Annotated in this window: 20 protein-coding genes; 4 read left to right on the top strand and 16 right to left on the bottom strand. The window is 72.5% G+C overall.

The window, feature by feature from the left end:
- Window positions 1–9: 9 nt before the first annotated feature.
- Genes EDM22_RS10540 through EDM22_RS10520 form a run of 5 tightly spaced genes read right to left on the bottom strand, consistent with a single transcriptional unit; the run spans window position 10 to window position 4,060 of the window.
- Window positions 10–462 carry a Fur family transcriptional regulator gene (locus EDM22_RS10540; RefSeq protein WP_122937013.1) on the bottom strand — a complete coding sequence of 151 codons (453 nt, stop codon included), beginning with the start codon at window positions 460–462 and terminating at the stop codon, window positions 10–12.
- On the bottom strand, window positions 459–1,313 hold the full coding sequence (locus EDM22_RS10535) for a metal ABC transporter permease (RefSeq protein ID WP_122937012.1): 855 nt from the start codon (window positions 1,311–1,313) through the stop codon (window positions 459–461). Before EDM22_RS10535 ends, EDM22_RS10540 begins: the two co-directional genes overlap by 4 nt.
- Window positions 1,313–2,254 carry a metal ABC transporter permease gene (locus tag EDM22_RS10530; protein WP_245989320.1) on the bottom strand — a complete coding sequence of 314 codons (942 nt, stop codon included), beginning with the start codon at window positions 2,252–2,254 and terminating at the stop codon, window positions 1,313–1,315. The genes EDM22_RS10535 and EDM22_RS10530 overlap by 1 nt, the downstream gene beginning before the upstream one ends.
- A gap of 1 nt (window position 2,255) precedes the next feature.
- Window positions 2,256–3,038, bottom strand: coding sequence for a metal ABC transporter ATP-binding protein (locus tag EDM22_RS10525; protein WP_122937011.1), 783 nt, complete (start codon window positions 3,036–3,038; stop codon window positions 2,256–2,258).
- The gene (locus tag EDM22_RS10520; protein ID WP_122937010.1) at window positions 3,038–4,060 is read right to left on the bottom strand and encodes a metal ABC transporter substrate-binding protein; all 1,023 of its coding nucleotides are present in this window, start codon (window positions 4,058–4,060) and stop codon (window positions 3,038–3,040) included. Before EDM22_RS10520 ends, EDM22_RS10525 begins: the two co-directional genes overlap by 1 nt.
- Before the next feature lie 116 nt (window positions 4,061–4,176).
- Here EDM22_RS10520 and EDM22_RS10515 point away from each other — a divergent pair, with 116 nt between their 5' ends.
- Window positions 4,177–4,662: a GNAT family N-acetyltransferase gene (locus EDM22_RS10515; RefSeq protein ID WP_170964087.1), complete on the top strand. Its 486-nt coding sequence runs from the start codon at window positions 4,177–4,179 to the stop codon at window positions 4,660–4,662.
- 12 nt (window positions 4,663–4,674) lie between these two features.
- On the opposite strand, the gene EDM22_RS10510 is transcribed toward EDM22_RS10515, so the two are convergent.
- The 4 genes from EDM22_RS10510 to EDM22_RS10495 all read right to left on the bottom strand — a co-directional run bounded on the left by EDM22_RS10510 (window position 4,675) and on the right by EDM22_RS10495 (window position 9,443).
- Entirely contained in the window at window positions 4,675–6,123 is a 1,449-nt protein-coding gene (locus EDM22_RS10510) for a dihydrolipoamide acetyltransferase family protein (protein WP_122937008.1), read from the bottom strand.
- A 17-nt stretch (window positions 6,124–6,140) separates the two neighbouring features.
- Window positions 6,141–7,100 (bottom strand): alpha-ketoacid dehydrogenase subunit beta, encoded by a 960-nt coding sequence (locus tag EDM22_RS10505; protein ID WP_122937047.1) that lies wholly within the window; start codon window positions 7,098–7,100, stop codon window positions 6,141–6,143.
- A gap of 83 nt (window positions 7,101–7,183) precedes the next feature.
- A complete protein-coding gene (locus EDM22_RS10500; RefSeq protein ID WP_122937007.1) occupies window positions 7,184–8,317 on the bottom strand; it encodes a thiamine pyrophosphate-dependent dehydrogenase E1 component subunit alpha in 1,134 nt (377 codons plus the stop codon).
- 16 nt (window positions 8,318–8,333) lie between these two features.
- The gene (locus EDM22_RS10495) at window positions 8,334–9,443 is read right to left on the bottom strand and encodes a histidinol-phosphate transaminase (RefSeq protein ID WP_245989319.1); all 1,110 of its coding nucleotides are present in this window, start codon (window positions 9,441–9,443) and stop codon (window positions 8,334–8,336) included.
- A gap of 52 nt (window positions 9,444–9,495) precedes the next feature.
- On the opposite strand from EDM22_RS10495, the gene EDM22_RS10490 reads away from it, so the two are divergent.
- Complete coding sequence (locus tag EDM22_RS10490; protein ID WP_122937005.1) at window positions 9,496–9,876, top strand: phage holin family protein; 381 nt, start codon at window positions 9,496–9,498, stop codon at window positions 9,874–9,876.
- Between the two features lie 6 nt (window positions 9,877–9,882).
- On the opposite strand, the gene EDM22_RS10485 is transcribed toward EDM22_RS10490, so the two are convergent.
- From EDM22_RS10485 to EDM22_RS10475, 3 genes are all read right to left on the bottom strand, one after another.
- Entirely contained in the window at window positions 9,883–11,367 is a 1,485-nt protein-coding gene (locus EDM22_RS10485) for a hypothetical protein (protein WP_122937004.1), read from the bottom strand.
- The gene (locus EDM22_RS10480) at window positions 11,352–11,747 is read right to left on the bottom strand and encodes a hypothetical protein (protein WP_138708065.1); all 396 of its coding nucleotides are present in this window, start codon (window positions 11,745–11,747) and stop codon (window positions 11,352–11,354) included. Before EDM22_RS10480 ends, EDM22_RS10485 begins: the two co-directional genes overlap by 16 nt.
- A gap of 133 nt (window positions 11,748–11,880) precedes the next feature.
- Complete coding sequence (locus tag EDM22_RS10475) at window positions 11,881–12,834, bottom strand: aminoglycoside phosphotransferase family protein (RefSeq protein WP_122937002.1); 954 nt, start codon at window positions 12,832–12,834, stop codon at window positions 11,881–11,883.
- Window positions 12,835–12,903: 69 nt separating this feature from the next.
- Between EDM22_RS10475 and EDM22_RS10470 the strand changes: the two genes are divergently transcribed.
- Together EDM22_RS10470 and purB are read left to right on the top strand one after the other, a co-directional pair.
- Entirely contained in the window at window positions 12,904–13,431 is a 528-nt protein-coding gene (locus tag EDM22_RS10470; protein WP_122937001.1) for a low molecular weight protein-tyrosine-phosphatase, read from the top strand.
- Complete coding sequence (gene purB / locus EDM22_RS10465) at window positions 13,428–14,810, top strand: adenylosuccinate lyase (protein ID WP_122937000.1); 1,383 nt, start codon at window positions 13,428–13,430, stop codon at window positions 14,808–14,810. The genes EDM22_RS10470 and purB overlap by 4 nt, the downstream gene beginning before the upstream one ends.
- An 81-nt stretch (window positions 14,811–14,891) precedes the next feature.
- Here purB and EDM22_RS10460 read toward each other — a convergent pair whose 3' ends face one another.
- The 4 genes from EDM22_RS10460 to EDM22_RS10445 form a co-directional block, all read right to left on the bottom strand.
- The gene (locus tag EDM22_RS10460) at window positions 14,892–15,173 is read right to left on the bottom strand and encodes an ABC transporter ATP-binding protein (RefSeq protein ID WP_212591936.1); all 282 of its coding nucleotides are present in this window, start codon (window positions 15,171–15,173) and stop codon (window positions 14,892–14,894) included.
- A complete protein-coding gene (locus tag EDM22_RS10455) occupies window positions 15,170–15,760 on the bottom strand; it encodes a DUF308 domain-containing protein (RefSeq protein ID WP_122936999.1) in 591 nt (196 codons plus the stop codon). Before EDM22_RS10455 ends, EDM22_RS10460 begins: the two co-directional genes overlap by 4 nt.
- A 189-nt stretch (window positions 15,761–15,949) precedes the next feature.
- The gene (locus EDM22_RS10450) at window positions 15,950–17,323 is read right to left on the bottom strand and encodes an NAD(P)(+) transhydrogenase (Re/Si-specific) subunit beta (RefSeq protein ID WP_122936998.1); all 1,374 of its coding nucleotides are present in this window, start codon (window positions 17,321–17,323) and stop codon (window positions 15,950–15,952) included.
- A complete protein-coding gene (locus tag EDM22_RS10445; protein ID WP_122936997.1) occupies window positions 17,320–17,661 on the bottom strand; it encodes an NAD(P) transhydrogenase subunit alpha part 2 in 342 nt (113 codons plus the stop codon). The genes EDM22_RS10450 and EDM22_RS10445 overlap by 4 nt, the downstream gene beginning before the upstream one ends.
- Window positions 17,662–17,796: the final 135 nt, after the last annotated feature.

Here is a 17,796-nt window from a genome sequence, read left to right as displayed (position 1 = left end):
CGGGACCGGTCAGGCGGGGTGCGACGACGAGGAGCCGTTCGCTGTGGCATCCGCCCGACGCTCGTCGGCTCCGCGCTGCGCCGCCGTGCAGTCGGCGCACAGCCCGAAGACGTCGACGACGTGCGCCGCGCCCGTGAAGCCGTGCTCCCCCGCGACCCGCTTCGCCCACGCCTCGACCTCGTCGGCGGCGATCTCCACCGTGAGCCCGCAGTTGCGGCAGATCAGGTGGTGGTGGTGTCCGGTGGTGCTGCAGGCGCGGTAGAGCGCCTCGCCGTCGGGCGACTGCAGCGAGTCGGCCTCGCCCGTCGACGCGAGATCGCCGAGCGCGCGATAGACGGTGGCGAGTCCGATGGGCGACCCGCTCGCGTGCAGCGCGGAGTGCAGCGCCTGTGCGCTGATGAACCCGCCGGTGCCGTCGAGGGCCTCGCGCACGGCTTCGCGCTGCCACGTGTTGCGCTTCATGTGCCTCGAACCTCCTCGGGCGGCCTGATTCGTTCGATCCCGGATGCCGCGGGGCCCTTCCACGGTACTCGGCGCAGCCGGCCGGCGAGCAGCGCGAGCGCGAAGAACCCCGTGGCGATGAGCGCGATCGCGGGACCGGCGGCGATCGCGAACGTGCGGGACGCGAGCACGCCGAGCACTCCCGAGGCGGCCCCCAGGAGCGGCGCGACGACGAGCATCGCGCGGAACGAGGGCGCGACGATCCGAGCCGCCGCCGCGGGCGCCGCGATGAGCGCGATCGCCAGGATCGCGCCGACCGCCGGCAGCGACGTCACCACCGAGGCCGCGATGAGCACGAGCACGAGCACCTCGACCGGCCACTCGCGATAGCCGGCCGCACGGTAGCCGCTGCGGTCGAACGTCGAGAACGCGAGCTCCTTGCCGAACAGGACGACCGCGGCGAGTGCCACCGCGGCGACGGTGCCGGCGAGCAGGATGTCGCCGTCGCTCACCGTGAGGATCGAGCCCACGAGGAACGACTCGGTGCGAATCGGGATCCCCGGCACGAGGGCCTGCAGCAGCATCCCGAGGGCGAAGCCGCCCGTGAGCAGGATGCCCGCCGCCACCTGGGGCCCCTGCCGGCGCACCCGCCCGATCGCGGTCACCGCGGCGACGATCGCGATCGCGGCCACCGCCGCGCCGAGCGGCACCGAGACGCCGAGGGCGGCCGCCGCCACGGCACCGGGGAAGGTCGCGTGGGTGAGCGCCTGCGCGAAGAACGTGCGGCGGCGCAGCACGACGAGCACGCCGACGAGTCCCGCACCGGCCCCGATGATCGTCGCCGCGAGCATCGCCCGCTCGAAGTAGCCCATCAGCCGGCCGTCCCGACACCGGTCGAGGAGGTGACGGATGCCGCGCGCTCCGCACCCGCCGCGGTCACGCGCCGGGCTGCGGCATCCGCAGGACGCAGTCGGCGCACCAGCAGGAAGCCGAGGAGCACGAGCACGTACGCCGCCACGAAGACCCCCGCGACGGTCGCACCGCCGGGCACGTCGATGCCGGCGCCGACCGACAGCGCGAAGCCGGACGCGAGGCCGAGCCACGCGCACAGCGCCGCGAACCCGATCGCGATGGGGAAGAGCGCGAACAGCCGGTTCGAGAGCAGCCGTGCGGTGGCTCCCGGCACGATGAGCAGCGCCAGCACGAGCAGCGAGCCGATCGCGGTCGACGCTGCGACCACGACGAGGGCGATCGCGGCGTTGAGGGCCAGGTCGAGCCCCAGGTCGGGTGCGCCCGCCGCGCGGCTGCCCACGGGGTCGAACGCCCGGAACAGCTGCTGCTTCAACGTCACCGCGACCGTCACGAGCGCGACGAGCGCCACCGCGACGATGGGCACGACCTCCTCCGGCGTGATCGTGAGCAGCCGGCCGAAGAGCAGCGCCTCGAGCTCCCCCGCGTAGTCGTTGCCGCGCGACACCACGATCACGCCGACGCTGAAGGTCGCCGTGAGCACGATCGCGATCGCCGAGTCGGATGCCACCCCCGCACGCGCGAGCATCGTGAGCAGCAGTGCGGCGATGAGCGCGGCGACCGCCGCCCCGGGGATGAGCCCGCCGAACCCGCCGAGCGCGAAGCCGATCGCGAGCCCGGGGAACACGGCGTGCGTGAGTCCGTCGCTGATGAACTCGAGCCCGCGCAGGTTCACGAGCACGCCGACGAAGCCCGCGACCACCGCGAGCACGAGCAGCACCACGAGGGCGCGCGCCATGAACGGCAGCGCGAAGGCGCCGAACAGCGCGTCGGCGGCATCCACGTCAGTGGCCCTCGTGGCCCGGGACCACGAGCGTGTGCTCGTCGAACTCGACGCCCTGGTCGGAGAAGCACTCCTGCACGTTGCCGAGGGTGAGCACCTGGTCGACCGGACCCGCCGAGAGCTGCACGCCGTTGAGCAGCACGACCGTGTCGCACACCTCGCGGGCGAGCTCGAGGTCGTGCGTCGAGATGAGCAGGGCGACGCCGCGGCCCTTCAGCTCGCGCACCGTCTCGAGGAGCGCGTCGCGATTGGGCTGGTCGAGGCCGTTGAACGGCTCGTCGAGCAGGAGCACGCGCGGCTCGGACGCGAGGGCGCGCGCGAGCAGTCCACGCTGCCGTTGCCCGCCCGACAGGTCGCCGAACCGCGCGCCCCCCCGATGCGCGAGGCCGACGGCCGAGAGCGCGTCGGCGACCGCCCGGCGGTCGGCGCGACCCGGCCACCTGAGCCAGCCGAGCCGGCGATAGCGGCCCTGCATGACGACCTGGTCGAGCGTGATCGGGAACTCGGGGTCGAGGGCCGCCTGCTGGGGCAGGTAGCCGACGGCCCGGCCGCGATCGCGGGCATTCGCGACCCCGTCGATGCGCAGGCTCCCGGCCGTCATGGGCACGAGCCCGAGGATGCCCTGCAGGAGCGTGGACTTGCCCGCGCCGTTCGGGCCGATGAGCGCGACCGACTCCCCCGCCGCCACGCGCAGCTCGATGCCCGAGACGCCGCCTCCGCCCGGGTGCGAGAAGGCGGCCTCGTGGAGTTCGAGCACCGCCCCGTCGGCGGGATCGCGCGTCATCACTGCAGCGTAGCGGGGAGCTCGGTCGGCGTCGCCCCCCACGATTCGAGGATGCGCCGCACGTTGTGGACCTGGCTGCCGAGGTACGTCGCGCCGTCGCTGCCCGCCGGGCCGAGCGAGTCCGCGTAGAGCGCGTCGTCGCCCGAGTAGACGGCCACCCCGGCCTCCTTCGCGATGGTCTCGGCGGCACGCGGCGAGAGCGACGCCTCGGAGAAGACGGCCTTGACGCCCGTCTCGCGGATCGCGCTCACGAGCGCGTCGATCTCGGCGGCGCTCGGCTCCGCGTTGTCGTCGAAGCTCGGGATGATGCTGCCGACGAAGGTGATGCCGTACGCCGCGGTGAAGTAGGTGAACGCGTCGTGGTTGCTCACGAGCAGGCGCTCGTCGGCGGGCACGGCGTCGATGTTCTCGCGGATCCACGCGTCGAGCGCCTCGAGCCTGCCGAGGTAGGCGGTCTCGTTCGACGACACGACCTCTGCGTCGACGCCGTCGACGCCCTCGAGTCCGATGGCGATGTTCTGGACCATGGTCATGGCGTTGGCCGGGTCGGTCCACACGTGCGGGTCGCCCGACTCGTGATCGTCGGCGGCCGGACTCTCATCGCCGGCGGCTGCGCCGTCGGCGTGGTCGTGGGCCTCCCCCGCGAGCTCGATGCCGTCGCTCGCCACGATGAGCTCGCCGTCGAAGCCGGATGCCGCGATCGTGTCGTCGAGCCAGCTCTCGAGCCCCGCGCCGTTCACGACGAGGGCGTCCGCCTGACTGAGCGCGAGCAGTTGCTTGGCCGACGGGTCGAACGCGTGGGCGCTCTGGTCGGGCTGCACGAGCTGCGTGACCTCCGCCGTGTCGCCGACGAGCTCGCGCGTGAAGTCGGCGACCTGCGTCGTCGTGGCCACGATCGACACCCCCGAATCACCGGCGTCGCCGCTCCCCTGGGTCGCGCAGCCCGTGAGCGTCAGGCTGACTGCGACCGCGACGGATGCGACGGTGAGGGGCGTGCGAGCACGGCGGACGGCGCGGTTCATGTGCTCCACGGTAGGTCTATTGATAATGATTGTCAACATCAGTCAACGGATGCCGCGCCCGCGCGTCTGTGGACGGAAGTCCTCGAACGTCGGCGGGGGATGACACCATGAAGCACGTGGATTCACCGACGCTCCAACTCGCCCTCACGCCGTTCACCGTTGCCGACGCCGAGCGCATGCTCGCAGGCGAGGTCGACCCGGTCGACGGCTGGGAGGGCGGCTACGCGTTCACCGAGGAGCCCGAACTCCTCGCCGAGTTCGTGCGTGCGGTGCGCGACGTGGGCGACCCCGCGCCCTTCGGCCCGTACCTGGTGCGCCGCGGCCCCGACGGCCCCGCGATCGGGGGAGTCAACCTGTTCGGGCCGCCCGACGACCGCGGCGCGGTCGAGTTCGACTTCGGGCTCGTGCCCGCGGTGCGCGGACAGCGCCTGGCCACCCACGTGGTGGGCGAGACGCTCGCGCTGCTCCGCTCGAGCGGCGCCGCGATCGCTCGTGCCGCCGCCGAGGTCGCGAACCTCCCCGCACGTCGCGTGCTCGAGGGCGCCGGCATGGCCGAGGTCTCCCGCACCGCCGACGCGGTCGTCTACGAGATCCGCCTCTGACCTGCGGTTCTCCTACTCCAGTAGCAGCGCCGGCTCCTCGATGATCGCCGCGACATCCGCGAGGAAGCGGCTGGCCACGTCGCCGTCGACGACCCGGTGGTCGAACGAGGCGCCGATCGTCGTCACGTAGCGCGGACGCACCTCGCCGTCGACCACCCAGGGCTTCTGCTTGATCGTGCCGAGCGCGACGATCGCGACCTCGTCGGTGTTGAGGATGGGCGTGCCCGTGTCCATGCCGAAGACGCCGATGTTCGTGATGGTGATGGTGCCGGCCTGCATCTCGGCGGGCTGGGTCTTGCCGTCGCGGGCGGTCAGCGTGAGCTGCTCGAGCGCGGTGGCCAGCTCGACCATCGACATGGCCTGCGCCTCCTTGACGTTCGGCACGATCAGGCCGCGCGGCGTCGCCGCCGCGACGCCGAGGTTCACGTAGTGCTTGATGATGATCTCGTCGTCGGTCCACTGCGCGTTGACGCTCGGGTTGCGACGCACGGCCCAGATCATGGCCTTCGCCATGATCAGCAGCGGCGACACCTTCACGCCCGCGAAGTCGGGCGACGCCTTGAGTCGCTTCACGAACTCCATCGTGCGGGTGGCGTCGACGTCGACGAACACCGATACATGCGGCGCGGAGTATGCACTCTGCACCATCGTCTGCGCGATCGCCTTGCGCACGCCCTTGACGGGGATGCGGGTCTCCCGATCCGACGGCACCTCGGGCGTCTGGATGTTGCGGAACACGCTCGCCTGGCTGGCCTCGCGGATCACGTCGTCGCGCGTGACGTCGCCGATCGGACCGGTGGGGGTGACCCGCGAGAGATCGACGCCGAGGTCCTTCGCGAGCTTGCGGATGGGCGGCTTGGCGATGACGGGCATGCCGTCGTCGACCCGCTCCGGCGCGGCACGGCGCGCGGTGTCGGGCGCTGCGACGGCGCTCCCCGCTGGCCGCGGCGCCGACGCCGTGGGGGCCACGACGGGCGCGGGAGCCGGTGCCGGTGCCGGTGCCGGTGCCGCCAGATGCTCGTGCGCGCCACCGGGCGATGGGTGACGCCGGCGACGGCTGTTCGCCGGTCCGGAGCTGCCATGGCCCACGAGCACGGCACCGCCCTCGTCGGGCGCGATCGACGCGACCGTGTCGGCCACCATGGAGGCGGCATCCGAGGCAGCCTGCGTGGCGGGCGTCGCCGCCGGGGGAGTGGTCGCGGTATTCATGCCGCTCGCGGCATCCGTCTGGATCACGAGGATGGGCGTGCCCACGTCGACCGTATTGCCCTCCTCGACGAGGAGCTCGGAGACGACGCCCTCGTAGGCGCTCGGCAGCTCGACGAGCGACTTGGCCGTCTCGATCTCGACGAACACCTGGTCGAGGGCGATGCGGTCACCGGGCGCCACGCGCCACTGCACGATCTCCGCCTCGGTGAGTCCCTCTCCGACGTCGGGCAGTGGGAACCGGATCTCGGTCATCGCTCTCCTCGGGTGCTTCAGTACGCCAGGGCGCGGTCGACGGCCTCGAGCACACGGTCGGCGCTCGGGAGGTATTCGGTCTCGAGTGCGGCCGGCGGGAAGGGCGTGTCGAACGCCGACACCCGCAGCACGGGCGCCTCGAGCGAGTAGAACGCCCGCTCGGCCACGGTGGCGGCGACCTCGGAGCCGACGCTCACCGAGCCGTAGGCCTCCTGGGCCACGATGAGCCGGCCGGTGCGCTGCACCGAGTCGACGATCGGCCCGTAGTCGATGGGGGAGAGGGAACGCAGGTCGACGACCTCGAGGCTGCGGCCCTCGCCGGCGGCGATGTCGGCGGCCTGCAGCAGGGTGGCGACCATGGCGCCGTGGCCGACGAGCGTCGCGTCGGTGCCGCGGCGCACGACCCGGCTCGCGTGCAAGGGGGTGCCGGGGTGGTCCTGGTCCACCGGCCCCTTGGGCCAGTAGCGGCTCTTCGGCTCGAAGAAGAGCACCGGGTCGTTCGAGGCGATCGCCTCCTGGATCATCCAGTACGCGTCGTGCGGCGACGACGGGCTCACGACGCGCAGGCCCGGAGTGTGCGCGAAGTACGCTTCGGGGCTCTCCTGGTGGTGCTCGATCGATCCGATATGCCCGCCGTAGGGCACGCGGATGACGACCGGCATGGGCACGGTGCCCTCACTGCGGAGGTGCACGCGGGCGAGCTGCGTGGTGATCTGGTCGAACGCCGGGAAGATGAAGCCGTCGAACTGGATCTCCACCACCGGGCGGTAGCCCCGCATGGCCAGGCCGATCGCCGTGCCGACGATGCCGGACTCGGCGAGCGGGGTGTCGAGCACGCGCTTGTCGCCGAACTCGGCGTGGAGCCCCTCGGTGACGCGGAAGACGCCGCCGAGCGGGCCGATGTCCTCGCCCATCAGCAGGACCTTGGGGTCGGCCAGCAGCGCCTCGCGCAGGCCCGCGTTGATGGCCTTCGCCATCGAGAGGGTCTGCACGCCGCGCACCGCGTCGGCCGTGGCATCCGTGCCGGTGGTCGCGGTCGCGCTCGGAACGGTCTCGACGCTCACTGGCCTTCTCCCTCGAACGAGTTCTCGTACGCCTCGAGCCAGGCGGCCTGGGCCTCGACGAGCGGATGCGGCTCGCTGTACACGTGCTCGAAGATCGCGCTGCGCGGCGGCGCCGTGGCGTCGAGCAGGCGGGCGCGCACGTCGGCCGCGACATCGGTCGCCTCGGCCTCGGCCTCCTCGAAGAAGGCGGCGGATGCCCCGCGAGCCTCCAGCCACGCGCGGTACCTGGTGATGGGATCGCGCTGCCGCCAGTACTCGACCTCGTCGTCGGTGCGGTACTTCGTGGGATCGTCGGCGGTGGTGTGCGCGCCCATGCGGTAGGTGACCGCCTCGATGAAGCTCGGGCCGTCGCCGGCGCGGGCCTCCTCGAGCGCCTGGCGCGTGACCGCGTAGCTCACGAGCACGTCGTTGCCGTCGATGCGGATGCCGGGCATGCCGAATCCGCCGCCGCGGAGCGAGATGGGGGAGCGCGACTGCCGTGAGACGGGCACCGAGATCGCCCACTGGTTGTTCTGCACGAAGAAGACCTGCGGCGTCCGATAGCTCGACGCGAAGACGAGCGCCTCGCTGGCGTCGCCCTGCGAGGTGGAGCCGTCGCCGAAGTACACGAGCACCGCGGCATCCGTGTCGGGGTCGCCCGTGGCGGTGTCGCCGTCGAACTGGAGGCCCATCGCGTAGCCCGTGGCGTGCAGCGTCTGCGACGCGAGCACGAGCGTGTAGAGGTGGAAGTTGCCGTTCTCTGCCGGATCCCAGCCGCCGAGGGTGACGCCGCGCAGCAGGTTCATGATCTTCACGGGGTCGAGGCCGCGGATCATGCCGACGACGTGCTCGCGGTAGGAGGGGAAGATGTGGTCCTGCGGGCGGCTGGCACGGCCCGAGCCGACCTGGGCCGCCTCCTGGCCGTGGCTCGGGACCCAGAGCGCGAGCTGGCCCTGGCGCTGCAGGTTGGCGCCGGTGACGTCGACGCGACGCGAGATGAGCATGTCGCGGTAGAACTGCTCGAGTGTCTCGTCGGACAGCGCCTCGACGAGCGGCAGATACGCCTCGGCCTCGGGGGTCGGGCGCAGCTCGCCGTCGGGCGTCAGCAGCTGGAGCGTCGGCGCGGTGAAGTCTCTCGAGGGGGCGGCCACCGTTCCACGCTACCCGCTAGGCGGAGTGCCCTTCTTGTGACGGCTCCACAAGCTCTTCGAGAACCCTTAGGAGCGTGTCGACAGACTCCGCCTCACCCACGGAGATGCGGATGCCGTCGGGCGGGAACGCGCGGGTGACGAACCCGGCGTCGAAGAGGCGGTCCGCGACGGCCGCCGTGCGCTCGCCCGTCGGCAGCCAGACGAAGTTGCCCTGCGCGTCGGGAACGGCCCACCCCTGCTCGAGGAGGGCGGCCCGGAACCGGGTGCGCTGCTCGGCCAGCGCGTCGACCCGCCGGAGGAGCTCGACCTCGGCATCGGCCTCGAGGGCGGCGAGCGCGCCGGCCGTGGCGACGCCCGTGACGCCGAGCGGGATGGCAGTGGCTCGCGCGGCGTCGAGGATCTCGACGGGCCCGATCGCGTACCCGATGCGCACGCCCGCGAGCCCGTAGGCCTTCGAGAAGGTGCGCAGGACGACCAGGTTCGGGTACCGCCCGATCAGGGTGCTGCCGTCGACGGATGCCTCGTCGCGCACGAACTCCGCGTAGGCCTCGTCGAGCAGCACGAGCACGTCGCTCGGCACGCGCGCCATGAAGCGCTCGAACTCGTCCGCCGTGACGGCGACACCCGTGGGGTTGTTGGGCGAGCAGACGATCACGGCCCGCGTGCGGTCGGTGATCGCGTCGGCCATCGCGTCGAGGTCGTGTCCGTGGTCGGCGCGATTCGGGACCTGGACGCTCGTCGCGCCCGAGACCGTCACGAGTCCGGGGTAGGCCTCGAACGAGCGCCAGGCGTAGACCACCTCGTCGCCGGGGCCGGCCGCGGCGAGGATGAACTGCGCGAGGAGGGACACCGATCCGGCGCCCACGATGACCTCGTCGGGCGAGACGCCGAAGCGCTCGGCGAGGCGCTCGCGCAGACGCAGCGCCGTGGCATCCGGGTAGCGGTTGACCTCGGTCGCCGCCGCCGCGATCGCAGCCTGCACCGACGGCAGGGGATCGAACGGGTTCTCGTTGCTCGACAGCTTGAAGCCGTCGGCGGGCGCCGGGCGCCCCTGTCGGTACGGCGGAAGGGCGGCGATCTCGGCACGCAGGCGAACCCGCGCGCCCGTGGGCTCCGGTGCGGTCACGGATTCCACCGTACCCCTTTGCCGCCACGGGCTCCGCTGCCAGAGTGGGGGGATGCGCTTCCTCGTCAAGGTCATCGTCTCGGCACTCGCCCTGTGGCTCACGACGTTCATCGTCTCGGGCGTGCGGGTGGTGCCGTACGAGGACACCCAGCTCGCCACGATCCTCACCTACTTGCTCGTCGCCGCGATCTTCGGCATCGTGAACGCGACCGTCGGCACGTTCGTGCGCATCGTCGGCTTCCCGCTGTACGTGCTCACGCTCGGGCTCATCTCGTTCATCGTGAACGGACTGCTGCTCCTGCTCGTCGACTGGATCAGCGGCCTCCTCGGGTTCGGGCTCGAGGTCGAGAGCTTCTGGTGGGGCGTGCTCGGGGCGATCGTGCTCGGACTCATCAGCTGGCTCATCGGCATCGTGGTGCGTCCCCGGGACTGACCCCGGTCAGTCGGCCGACGCCTCGCGACCGAACCGGAACGACGTGACCTCGGTGGCGCCGCCCTCGGCGAATCCGGCGACGGTCTGCCGGAAGGCCACGAGCCGCGCCTCCTCGGAGGCGTCGACGAGGCGGGCGGTCTCGCGGTAGCGCGACAGTGCATGGCCGGGCAGCACGTCATCAGGCGCGATCACGGCGCCGTCGAGGGCGGCGCGAGCGACGACGAGTCGATCCGGCGACGGTGCTCCGGCGCCGCCGGTCGCCGGTACCGGATCCTCGGCGTGCTCGAACGCGAGCACCGGCACGCCGTCGCTCGGCGGAGCCGAGGCCGTCGGGCTGCCGAACGTGACCGCGCCGACCACGTTGAGGTCGGATGCCGCGGCCAGCTGCGCCGCCGCGATGCCGCCCCCGGAGTAGGCCGCCACGAGCACGGGGCTGGAGGTGCCCGCGCCGGCCTCGGCGAGCGCCAGCCTGACCGCACGCTCCATGGCGGCCGGGGGCACGTTCGCGGCGGGGGCGTCATCGGCGACGCCGTGCAGGTTCGAGGTCATGTCGAACGGCTCGGATCCGGCGTGCACGTCGAACGTGACCGTGCCGGTGACGTACGCGATGTACCTCGCGTCGGCGCCCTCGCCGTACCGCTCGACCCGCACCTGGGGCGCGCCCGGTTCGGGCGAGGGGATGCGGGCCGCGAGCTCCGCGACCCCGCGAGGCGCCGTCGGCAGCGGCGCGCCCGGCTGCGGGTGCACCGTGCGCGCCTGGACGATGCCGAGGTCCCGCTCGACGAGCACGGGGCCGGCTCCGGCGGTGCCCACGGCACCGGCGCTGCGACCCGTACCGGCGATCATCGCGGCCGCCGCGAGGAGTACGGCGGCGGCGCTCGGCGCGCCGAGTCCGTCGCCGGCGCGCAGCGACTCGGCGAGCGGCACGTGCGCGCCGCCCGCCGCGAGCTCATCGGGTGAGTCCGCGAGCGCCCGCACGAGCGAGACGAACTCCGGCGACGAGAAGACGGGTCTCCAGTCGATGCGATCGACGCGGGGCACGGCATTGGTCTCCGCCGCGAGCCACGTGGCTCCGGCGATCGTCGCCGCGGTCGCCGCCGCATACAGCGGGGCCGCGCCGACCGCCCATGCCGCGGCGCCGACGAGGAACCGCCAGCGCTCCACCGCCTCGCGCTCGGCCCGGCCGTAGCGCTCCGCCGAACTCATGAGGTCGTGCCCCAGACGCTCCGCCAACCGGATCGAGCGGGTGATCGCGGAGGCGGCGCCGCCGAGACCGGCGTCGACCGCACTCGCGTCGAATCGCGAGGGCAGGAAGCCCGCCGACGAGGACGTGAGTCCGAGCGCCTGCAGGCTCGACGTGATCGACGCGAGCCGGCGGCCCCAGTCGCGAGCAGCGGCGGCGAGCCGGTGGAGTCGCGCGACCTCGACGAAGAGCTCGTCGACCGCGACGGCCGTCGACCCGCCGCCCGCGAGGATCAGCCGGTCGTCCATCGCCACCCCTCGGACGGCGGGGTGGCGACGGAAGCGGCCGCGAGCGCCGCGGCCGCGCGCCGCTCCGCCAACTGCGCCTCGACCTCGTCGATGCGATGCCGCAGCGCGAGTGCCGCGTCGTGGAGGTGCTCGCCGATCCAGTGCGCGTCGGCATTGAGCTCCCGGATCCGCTCCGAGCAGCGATCGGCCGCGCTCGACCGCCATTCGCGGATGACGTCGGGCGGCGCGAGCGCCGGCAGCTCGTCGAGCACGCCGATGCGCAGGCGGTCGAGCGCGGCGAGCTGCTCACGCAGGAGGTCGATGGCGTGCTCGTCGAGCGGTGCGCCGGGCAGCACGACCGCCGTACCGGTCGGTGGCGCCGGGGAATCGGGGGAGAGCATGGCACCGATGCTCGCGGCTGGTGTAGCGCCCCGCCCTCCGGCAACCGCGCTCGGTGCAGTCCATCTCGCGCGGCGCGCGGGGGAGGAGGAGTGGCGCCCGATCGCCCGGGAGAACAGCGTTCGCGACCGGGGATCAGTCTGCGAGCACCTGCTCCAGCGCGTGCGCGCCGATGCGACCGATCGGCCCTTCGACGCCGATCGTGTCGACGATGGCGCTGCCCACGGCGAGCGCCCAGCCACGGGCACGCGCCCAGTCCGACGCATCCGTCGGCCGCAGCGAGGCCACCCGGGCGCGGAACGCCGCGCGCCCGCGCCCGTCGAACGTGAGCCAGGGGGTCGCGAGGTCGGTCGCGGGATCGCCCGAGGTGAGGTCGCCGAAGTCGAGCACGGCGGCGAGCCGCAGTTCGCCCGCCGGGTCGGCCTCGAGCAGGAGGTTCCCCGGGTGCAGGTCGCCGTGCACCCAGAGCGGCGGCCCCGCCCACGGCGGCGCGTCGAGCGCGTCGCGCCAGACCGTGGCGAGCGCAGCGGCATCCGTCGCCGGCAGCACGGCCTCGAGCCGGCCCGACGCGAGCCGCTCGGCCACGACCTCGTCGCGCTCGGCGAGCGGCACCCCGCGGAACGGGTTCTCGGGCGCGTCCGACGGCGCCGGCCTGCCCATCGCGACGACGACGTCGGCGAGCGCGAGCGCCGCCCCGCTCCGTTCCGGCGGGTCCACGGATGCCGCGACCACGCCCTCGAACCACGGCGTGATGCTCCACCGATACGGGTAGCCCTCGCCGGGCTCGCCCACGACGACGGGCACCGGTGCCCGCACCCCGTCGGGAAGCGCCGCGGCCATGACCGGCAGCCAGCGCTGCTCGGACCGGACGAGCCGGTCGCCGATCGCGCGCCGCGGCATCCGCACCGCATGCCGCTCGCCGAGCCGGAAGATCGCGTTGTCCCACCCGTTCGCAACGAGCTCGACAGCACCCGCGAACGCCGGATGCTGCGCCGTCACGAGCCGGGCCACGAGGGCCGCGTCGACCTCCACGTCGGCGTCGGGCGCGTCTGTCGGCATCGCGACCCCCACCTCATGCGAGCGGCTCATGTGAACATTGCGTACCGGTCGGCGCTTCCGCCCTGTGCGAAGCGCACCGTTGCCACCACAATAAGAGGCATGACGCGCGCGCAGCCCGCAGGGGACGCGGCGCAGCCCTTCCGAGTGTCGTTCGTGTGCACCGGCAACATCTGCCGATCGCCCATGGCGGAGGTGGTGCTGCGCTCCCTCGCCGAGCGCGCCGGACTCGAGGACCGCATCGCGATCGAATCCGCGGCGACGGGCGACTGGCATGTGGGCGAGCAGGCCGACCAGCGCACCATCGAGGCGCTCGCCCGGGCCGGCTACGACGGCAGCCAGCATCGTGCCCGTCAGTTCGACCCCGGGGACTTCCCCGCGCTCGACCTGGTGGTCGCGTTCGACCGCGGGCAGTCCCGCATCCTGCGGAACTGGGCACGCAGCGCGCACGACCAGCACAAGGTGCGCCTGCTGCTCGAGTTCGACAGCGAGCTCGCCCCGATCCAGGACGTTCCCGACCCCTACTACAGCGATGCGGAGACCTTCGATCGAGTTCTTGGGATGATAGAGCGGTCGACCTCGGCGCTCTTCCGCCAGCTCGCCCCCGCACTCAGACAAGGAATCCGATGACTTCGCTGCCTCCCCAGCCGCTCAGCCCCCTCGACGGACGGTACCGCTCAGCGGTCGGCGAGCTCGGCGAGCACCTCTCGGAGGCGGGCCTCAACCGCGCTCGCGTGCACGTCGAGGTCGAGTGGCTCATCGCGCAGACCGACCGCCGCTTCTTCGGCACCGAGCCGCTCTCCGACCACCAGAAGGCGGCACTGCGCCGGGTGGTCGCCGAGTTCGGCCAGTCCGACATCGACGAGCTCGCGTCGCTCGAGGCCACCACCCGCCACGACGTGAAAGCCGTCGAGTACTACGTGCGGCGCCGGCTCGACGACCTCGGCCTGGACCACCTCGCCGAGCTCACGCACTTCGCGTGCACGAGCGAGGACATCAACAACCTCTCCTACGCCGTGACCGTGCGCGACGCGGTGCAGCAGGTCTGGCTCCCGAAGTACCGCACCGTCATCGACACCCTCGCCGCCCTCGCCCGCGAGCACCGCGACGCGGCGATGCTCTCGCGCACGCACGGCCAGCCGGCGACGCCGTCGACCATGGGCAAGGAGCTCGCGGTCTTCGTGTTCCGCCTCGAGCGCATCGCGAAGCAGGTCGAGGCCGCCGAGTACCTCGGCAAGTTCTCGGGCGCCACCGGCACGTTCTCGGCGCACGTGGTCGCGGCTCCGGATGTGACGTGGCCCGACGTCTCACGCGAGTTCGTCGAGTCGCTCGGGCTGACCTGGAACCCGCTCACGACGCAGATCGAGTCGCACGACTGGCAGGCCGAGCTCTACGGCAAGATCTCGCACGCGAACCGCGTGCTGCACAACCTCGCGACCGACATCTGGACCTACATCTCGCTCGGCTACTTCCGCCAGATCCCGCAGGCCGGTGCCACGGGCTCGTCGACGATGCCGCACAAGGTCAACCCGATCCGCTTCGAGAACGCGGAGGCGAACCTCGAGCTCTCGAGCGCCGTGCTCGACTCCCTCGCGGCGACGCTCGTCACGAGCCGCCTGCAGCGCGACCTCACCGACTCGAGCGCGCAGCGCAACATCGGCGTGGGCTTCGGCCACTCGCTCCTCGCGCTCGACAACATCCAGCGCGGCCTCGGCGAGATCGACCTCGACCGCGGGCTGCTGCTCGCCGACCTCGACGGCAACTGGGAGGTGCTCGGCGAGGCGATCCAGACCGTCATCCGCGCCGAGGTCGCCGCAGGGCGCTCGACGATCGCCGACCCGTACGCGCTGCTCAAGGAGCTCACGCGCGGCAAGCGCGTCGGCGCGGCCGACCTCGCTGCCTTCGTCGAGGGCCTCGAGATCGGGGATGCCGCGAAGCAGCGCCTGCTGGCGTTGACTCCCGCGAGCTACACCGGCATCGCGTCGGAGCTCGTCGACCGCCTGGGCTGACCCGGGCCGTGCGGCATCCGGCCGCGACGCGGCATCCGCTCGCCCGTCAGCTCGCCCCCTCAGGAGGGGCGGGCGGTCCGCTCAGCCGTGCGAGGGCGGCGGGGGAGGGTTCGTGCCGTCGTCGTGCAGCTCGGCGGTCTCGGACGCGTTGGGCTTCACGGCCATGGCGAGCAGCGCGAGCACGACGAGCACCACGATGAAGACGCCGCCGGCCGTGATGAGGGCGAGGTTCCACTCGCGGGTCACGATGAGCACGACGACCGAGGTGAACACGGCTGCGATCGCCGCGCCGCCGACGTACTCGACGGGCCGCAGCACCTCACGCCGGCTGGGGCGGTAGTCGCCGTCGGGGTTCTTGGTCACGAGTGCTCCGATCCGGTCGCCGCGCCGCCGGCCGTGGCCGGGCGTTCGGCCCACTTCAACGAGAATCCGCCGATCACGAGGAACACGCCGAGCACCACGAAGTACGCTCCGAGGAAGCCCACGGCCGTCACCGGGTCGAGCGGGAAGAGCAGGAAGACGAGCGCGAGCAGTGCGGTGAGCACGCCGGCGGTCATCCAGTCGCGGGCGGCGGCGGTGCGGCCCCGGGAGCGGAGCCCGGCGATGAGCTCGGCGATGCCCGTGATGGCCGCCCAGACGCTCACGAGGTACGTGAACAGCGCGAGGCTCGGCGCGACGGTGAGCGCGAGGATGCCGGCGATCACGGTCGTGACGGCGTTCGCGCCGAAGATCGCCCGGATGGTGGCCTCGCTCGTGCGTCGCAGCGCCAGCGCGCCCGTGACGAGTCCCGACACGAGCGCCCAGACGCCGAACACGGCCAGGCCGAACGCGGGGGAGTGGTTCGGCGAGAAGGTGATCACGGCAGCGGGGATGAGGGCGAGCACGCCGCGCAGCACCGGGACGAGCCAGTAACCGGCTCGCTCGGGCGCAGCATCGCGGGCGTCGGCCACGGGCGACCTCTTTCACATCGGGGGTTCCGCTCAATCCTACGCGCCGCGTTCCTGTGAAGCCGCGCCGGGGCGCTCGACCGGCACCGCCTCGACGCGCTCGCTCGATCGAACCCATCAGGTCGAGCAGCGGCGGCGGATGCCGCGGCGCACTGCCGCTGCATCCGCCGCCCTGGAGACCCGAGAACCCGGTTACAGCGCCTTCACGGCGCCGAGTACCTTCGTGAGCGAGTCCTTCGCGTCGCCGAAGAGCAGCGTCGTCTGCGGCTCGAACAGCAGCTCGTTCTCGATGCCGGCGAACCCAGGTCGCATCGAGCGCTTGAGGAACACGACCTGGCGGGCGTCGGCCACCTCGAGGATCGGCATGCCGTAGATCGGCGAGCCGGGCGACGACTTCGCCGCGGGATTCACCACGTCGTTCGCACCCACGACGAGCGCGACATCCGCGGTCTTGAACTCGGGGTTGATCTCGCTCATCTCCTTGAGCGACTCGTAGGGCACGTTCGCCTCGGCGAGCAGCACGTTCATGTGGCCGGGCATGCGGCCCGCGACCGGGTGGATCGCGAATTCGACCTCGATGCCACGCGCCTCGAGGGCGTGCTGCAGCTCGGCGACGGTGTGCTGTCCCTGTGCGACCGCGAGGCCGTAGCCCGGCACGATGATCACCTTCTGGGCGTACCCGAGCAGCACCGCGACGTCCTCGGCGCTCGAGGAGCGCACCGGGCGGTCGGATGCCACGGTCGACCCCGCCGTCGACCCGCCGCGGAACGCACCGAACAGGATGCCGGTGACGCTGCGTCCCATCGCCTGCGCCATCGCCCTGGTCAGGATCGTTCCGCTCGCACCCACGAGGGTGCCCGCCACGACGAGCAGCACGTTGCCGAGCACGAGACCCGACGCCGCGACCGCGAGTCCCGTGAATGCGTTGAGCAGCGAGATCACGATGGGCACGTCGGCGCCGCCGACCGGCAGCACGAGCAGCACGCCCGTCAGGAGGCCGAGCACGATGAGCAGCACCGCGATCCACAGCTCGCCCGTGAAGACGACCGCGATGGCCGACCCGACCGAGGCGAGGATCGCGGCGCCCATGAGCACCGGCAGGCCCGGGAACAGCACCGGGCGCGTGGTCATCAGCTCCTGCAGTTTCGCGAACGTCACGAGGGATCCCGCGAAGGACACGGCGCCGATGAGCAGCGTGAACACGATGGCCACGCGCACCCACGACTCCTCGGCCAGGTCGAGCTCGAGCAGCGCCACGAGCGCGGCCGCGCCGCCGCCCACGCCGTTGAAGAGCGCCACGAGCTGCGGCATCTGCGTCATCTGCACGCGCCGTGCGACGGGGGCCGCGATCGCCGCGCCGATCGCGATGGCCGCGAGGATCCACGGGATGTTGTCGAGCTTCGTCGAGAGGAACACGGTGACCACGGCGATGAGCGCACCGGCCGCGCCGATGAGGTTGCCGCGTCGCGCCGTGCGCGGCGAGCTGAGGCCCTTGAGCGCGAGGATGAAGCAGACGGCGGCGACGAGGTAGAGCAGCGCGGTCCAGGTGGGATCGAGCAGGGTCATCGACCGTTCTCCTTCTTCTGGTCGGTCGCGGCCCCCGCGACGGCGGTTCCGGATGCCGCGGGCCGGCGACCGCGGAACATCTCCAGCATGCGGTCGGTCACGACGAAGCCGCCCACCAGGTTGGCGGTGGCGAGCACGACGGCGATGAGCGCGACGATGAGGGTCGCGGCATCCGACGCCTGGCCCGCGACGATGATCGCGCCGATGAGGATGATGCCGTGGATCGCGTTGGCGCCCGACATCAGGGGCGTGTGCAGCGTGCTCGAGACCTTCGAGACCACCTCGAAGCCCACGAACACCGCCAGCACGGTGATGGTGGTGAGGGCGACGGCGTCCATCAGGCCGCTCCTTCCGAATCGGTGGTGGGGGTGGCGAGGTCGGTTGCCGGGGCGATGGGCGGCCCGGGCGGAGCCGGCGGCGCAGGCGGGCCTGGCGGGGTCGGCGGCGCCGGCGGCCCTGGCGGGCTCGGCGGC

The organism is Agromyces tardus (genome assembly GCF_003710805.1).
GTDB lineage: Bacteria > Actinomycetota > Actinomycetes > Actinomycetales > Microbacteriaceae > Agromyces > Agromyces tardus.
This window is presented reverse-complemented; position numbering and strand designations above follow the sequence as displayed.

Coding starts and splice junctions, on each gene's coding strand:
- EDM22_RS10540 (WP_122937013.1), bottom strand. CDS start 462: ATGAAGCGCAACACGTGGCAGCGCGAAGCCGTGCGCGAGGCCCTCGAC.
- EDM22_RS10535 (WP_122937012.1), bottom strand. CDS start 1,313: ATGGGCTACTTCGAGCGGGCGATGCTCGCGGCGACGATCATCGGGGCC.
- EDM22_RS10525 (WP_122937011.1), bottom strand. CDS start 3,038: ATGACGCGCGATCCCGCCGACGGGGCGGTGCTCGAACTCCACGAGGCC.
- EDM22_RS10520 (WP_122937010.1), bottom strand. CDS start 4,060: ATGAACCGCGCCGTCCGCCGTGCTCGCACGCCCCTCACCGTCGCATCC.
- EDM22_RS10510 (WP_122937008.1), bottom strand. CDS start 6,123: ATGACCGAGATCCGGTTCCCACTGCCCGACGTCGGAGAGGGACTCACC.
- EDM22_RS10505 (WP_122937047.1), bottom strand. CDS start 7,100: ATGGCGAAGGCCATCAACGCGGGCCTGCGCGAGGCGCTGCTGGCCGAC.
- EDM22_RS10490 (WP_122937005.1), top strand. CDS start 9,496: ATGCGCTTCCTCGTCAAGGTCATCGTCTCGGCACTCGCCCTGTGGCTC.
- EDM22_RS10485 (WP_122937004.1), bottom strand. CDS start 11,367: ATGGACGACCGGCTGATCCTCGCGGGCGGCGGGTCGACGGCCGTCGCG.
- EDM22_RS10480 (WP_138708065.1), bottom strand. CDS start 11,747: ATGCTCTCCCCCGATTCCCCGGCGCCACCGACCGGTACGGCGGTCGTG.
- EDM22_RS10475 (WP_122937002.1), bottom strand. CDS start 12,834: ATGAGCCGCTCGCATGAGGTGGGGGTCGCGATGCCGACAGACGCGCCC.
- EDM22_RS10470 (WP_122937001.1), top strand. CDS start 12,904: ATGACGCGCGCGCAGCCCGCAGGGGACGCGGCGCAGCCCTTCCGAGTG.
- purB (WP_122937000.1), top strand. CDS start 13,428: ATGACTTCGCTGCCTCCCCAGCCGCTCAGCCCCCTCGACGGACGGTAC.
- EDM22_RS10450 (WP_122936998.1), bottom strand. CDS start 17,323: ATGACCCTGCTCGATCCCACCTGGACCGCGCTGCTCTACCTCGTCGCC.
- EDM22_RS10445 (WP_122936997.1), bottom strand. CDS start 17,661: ATGGACGCCGTCGCCCTCACCACCATCACCGTGCTGGCGGTGTTCGTG.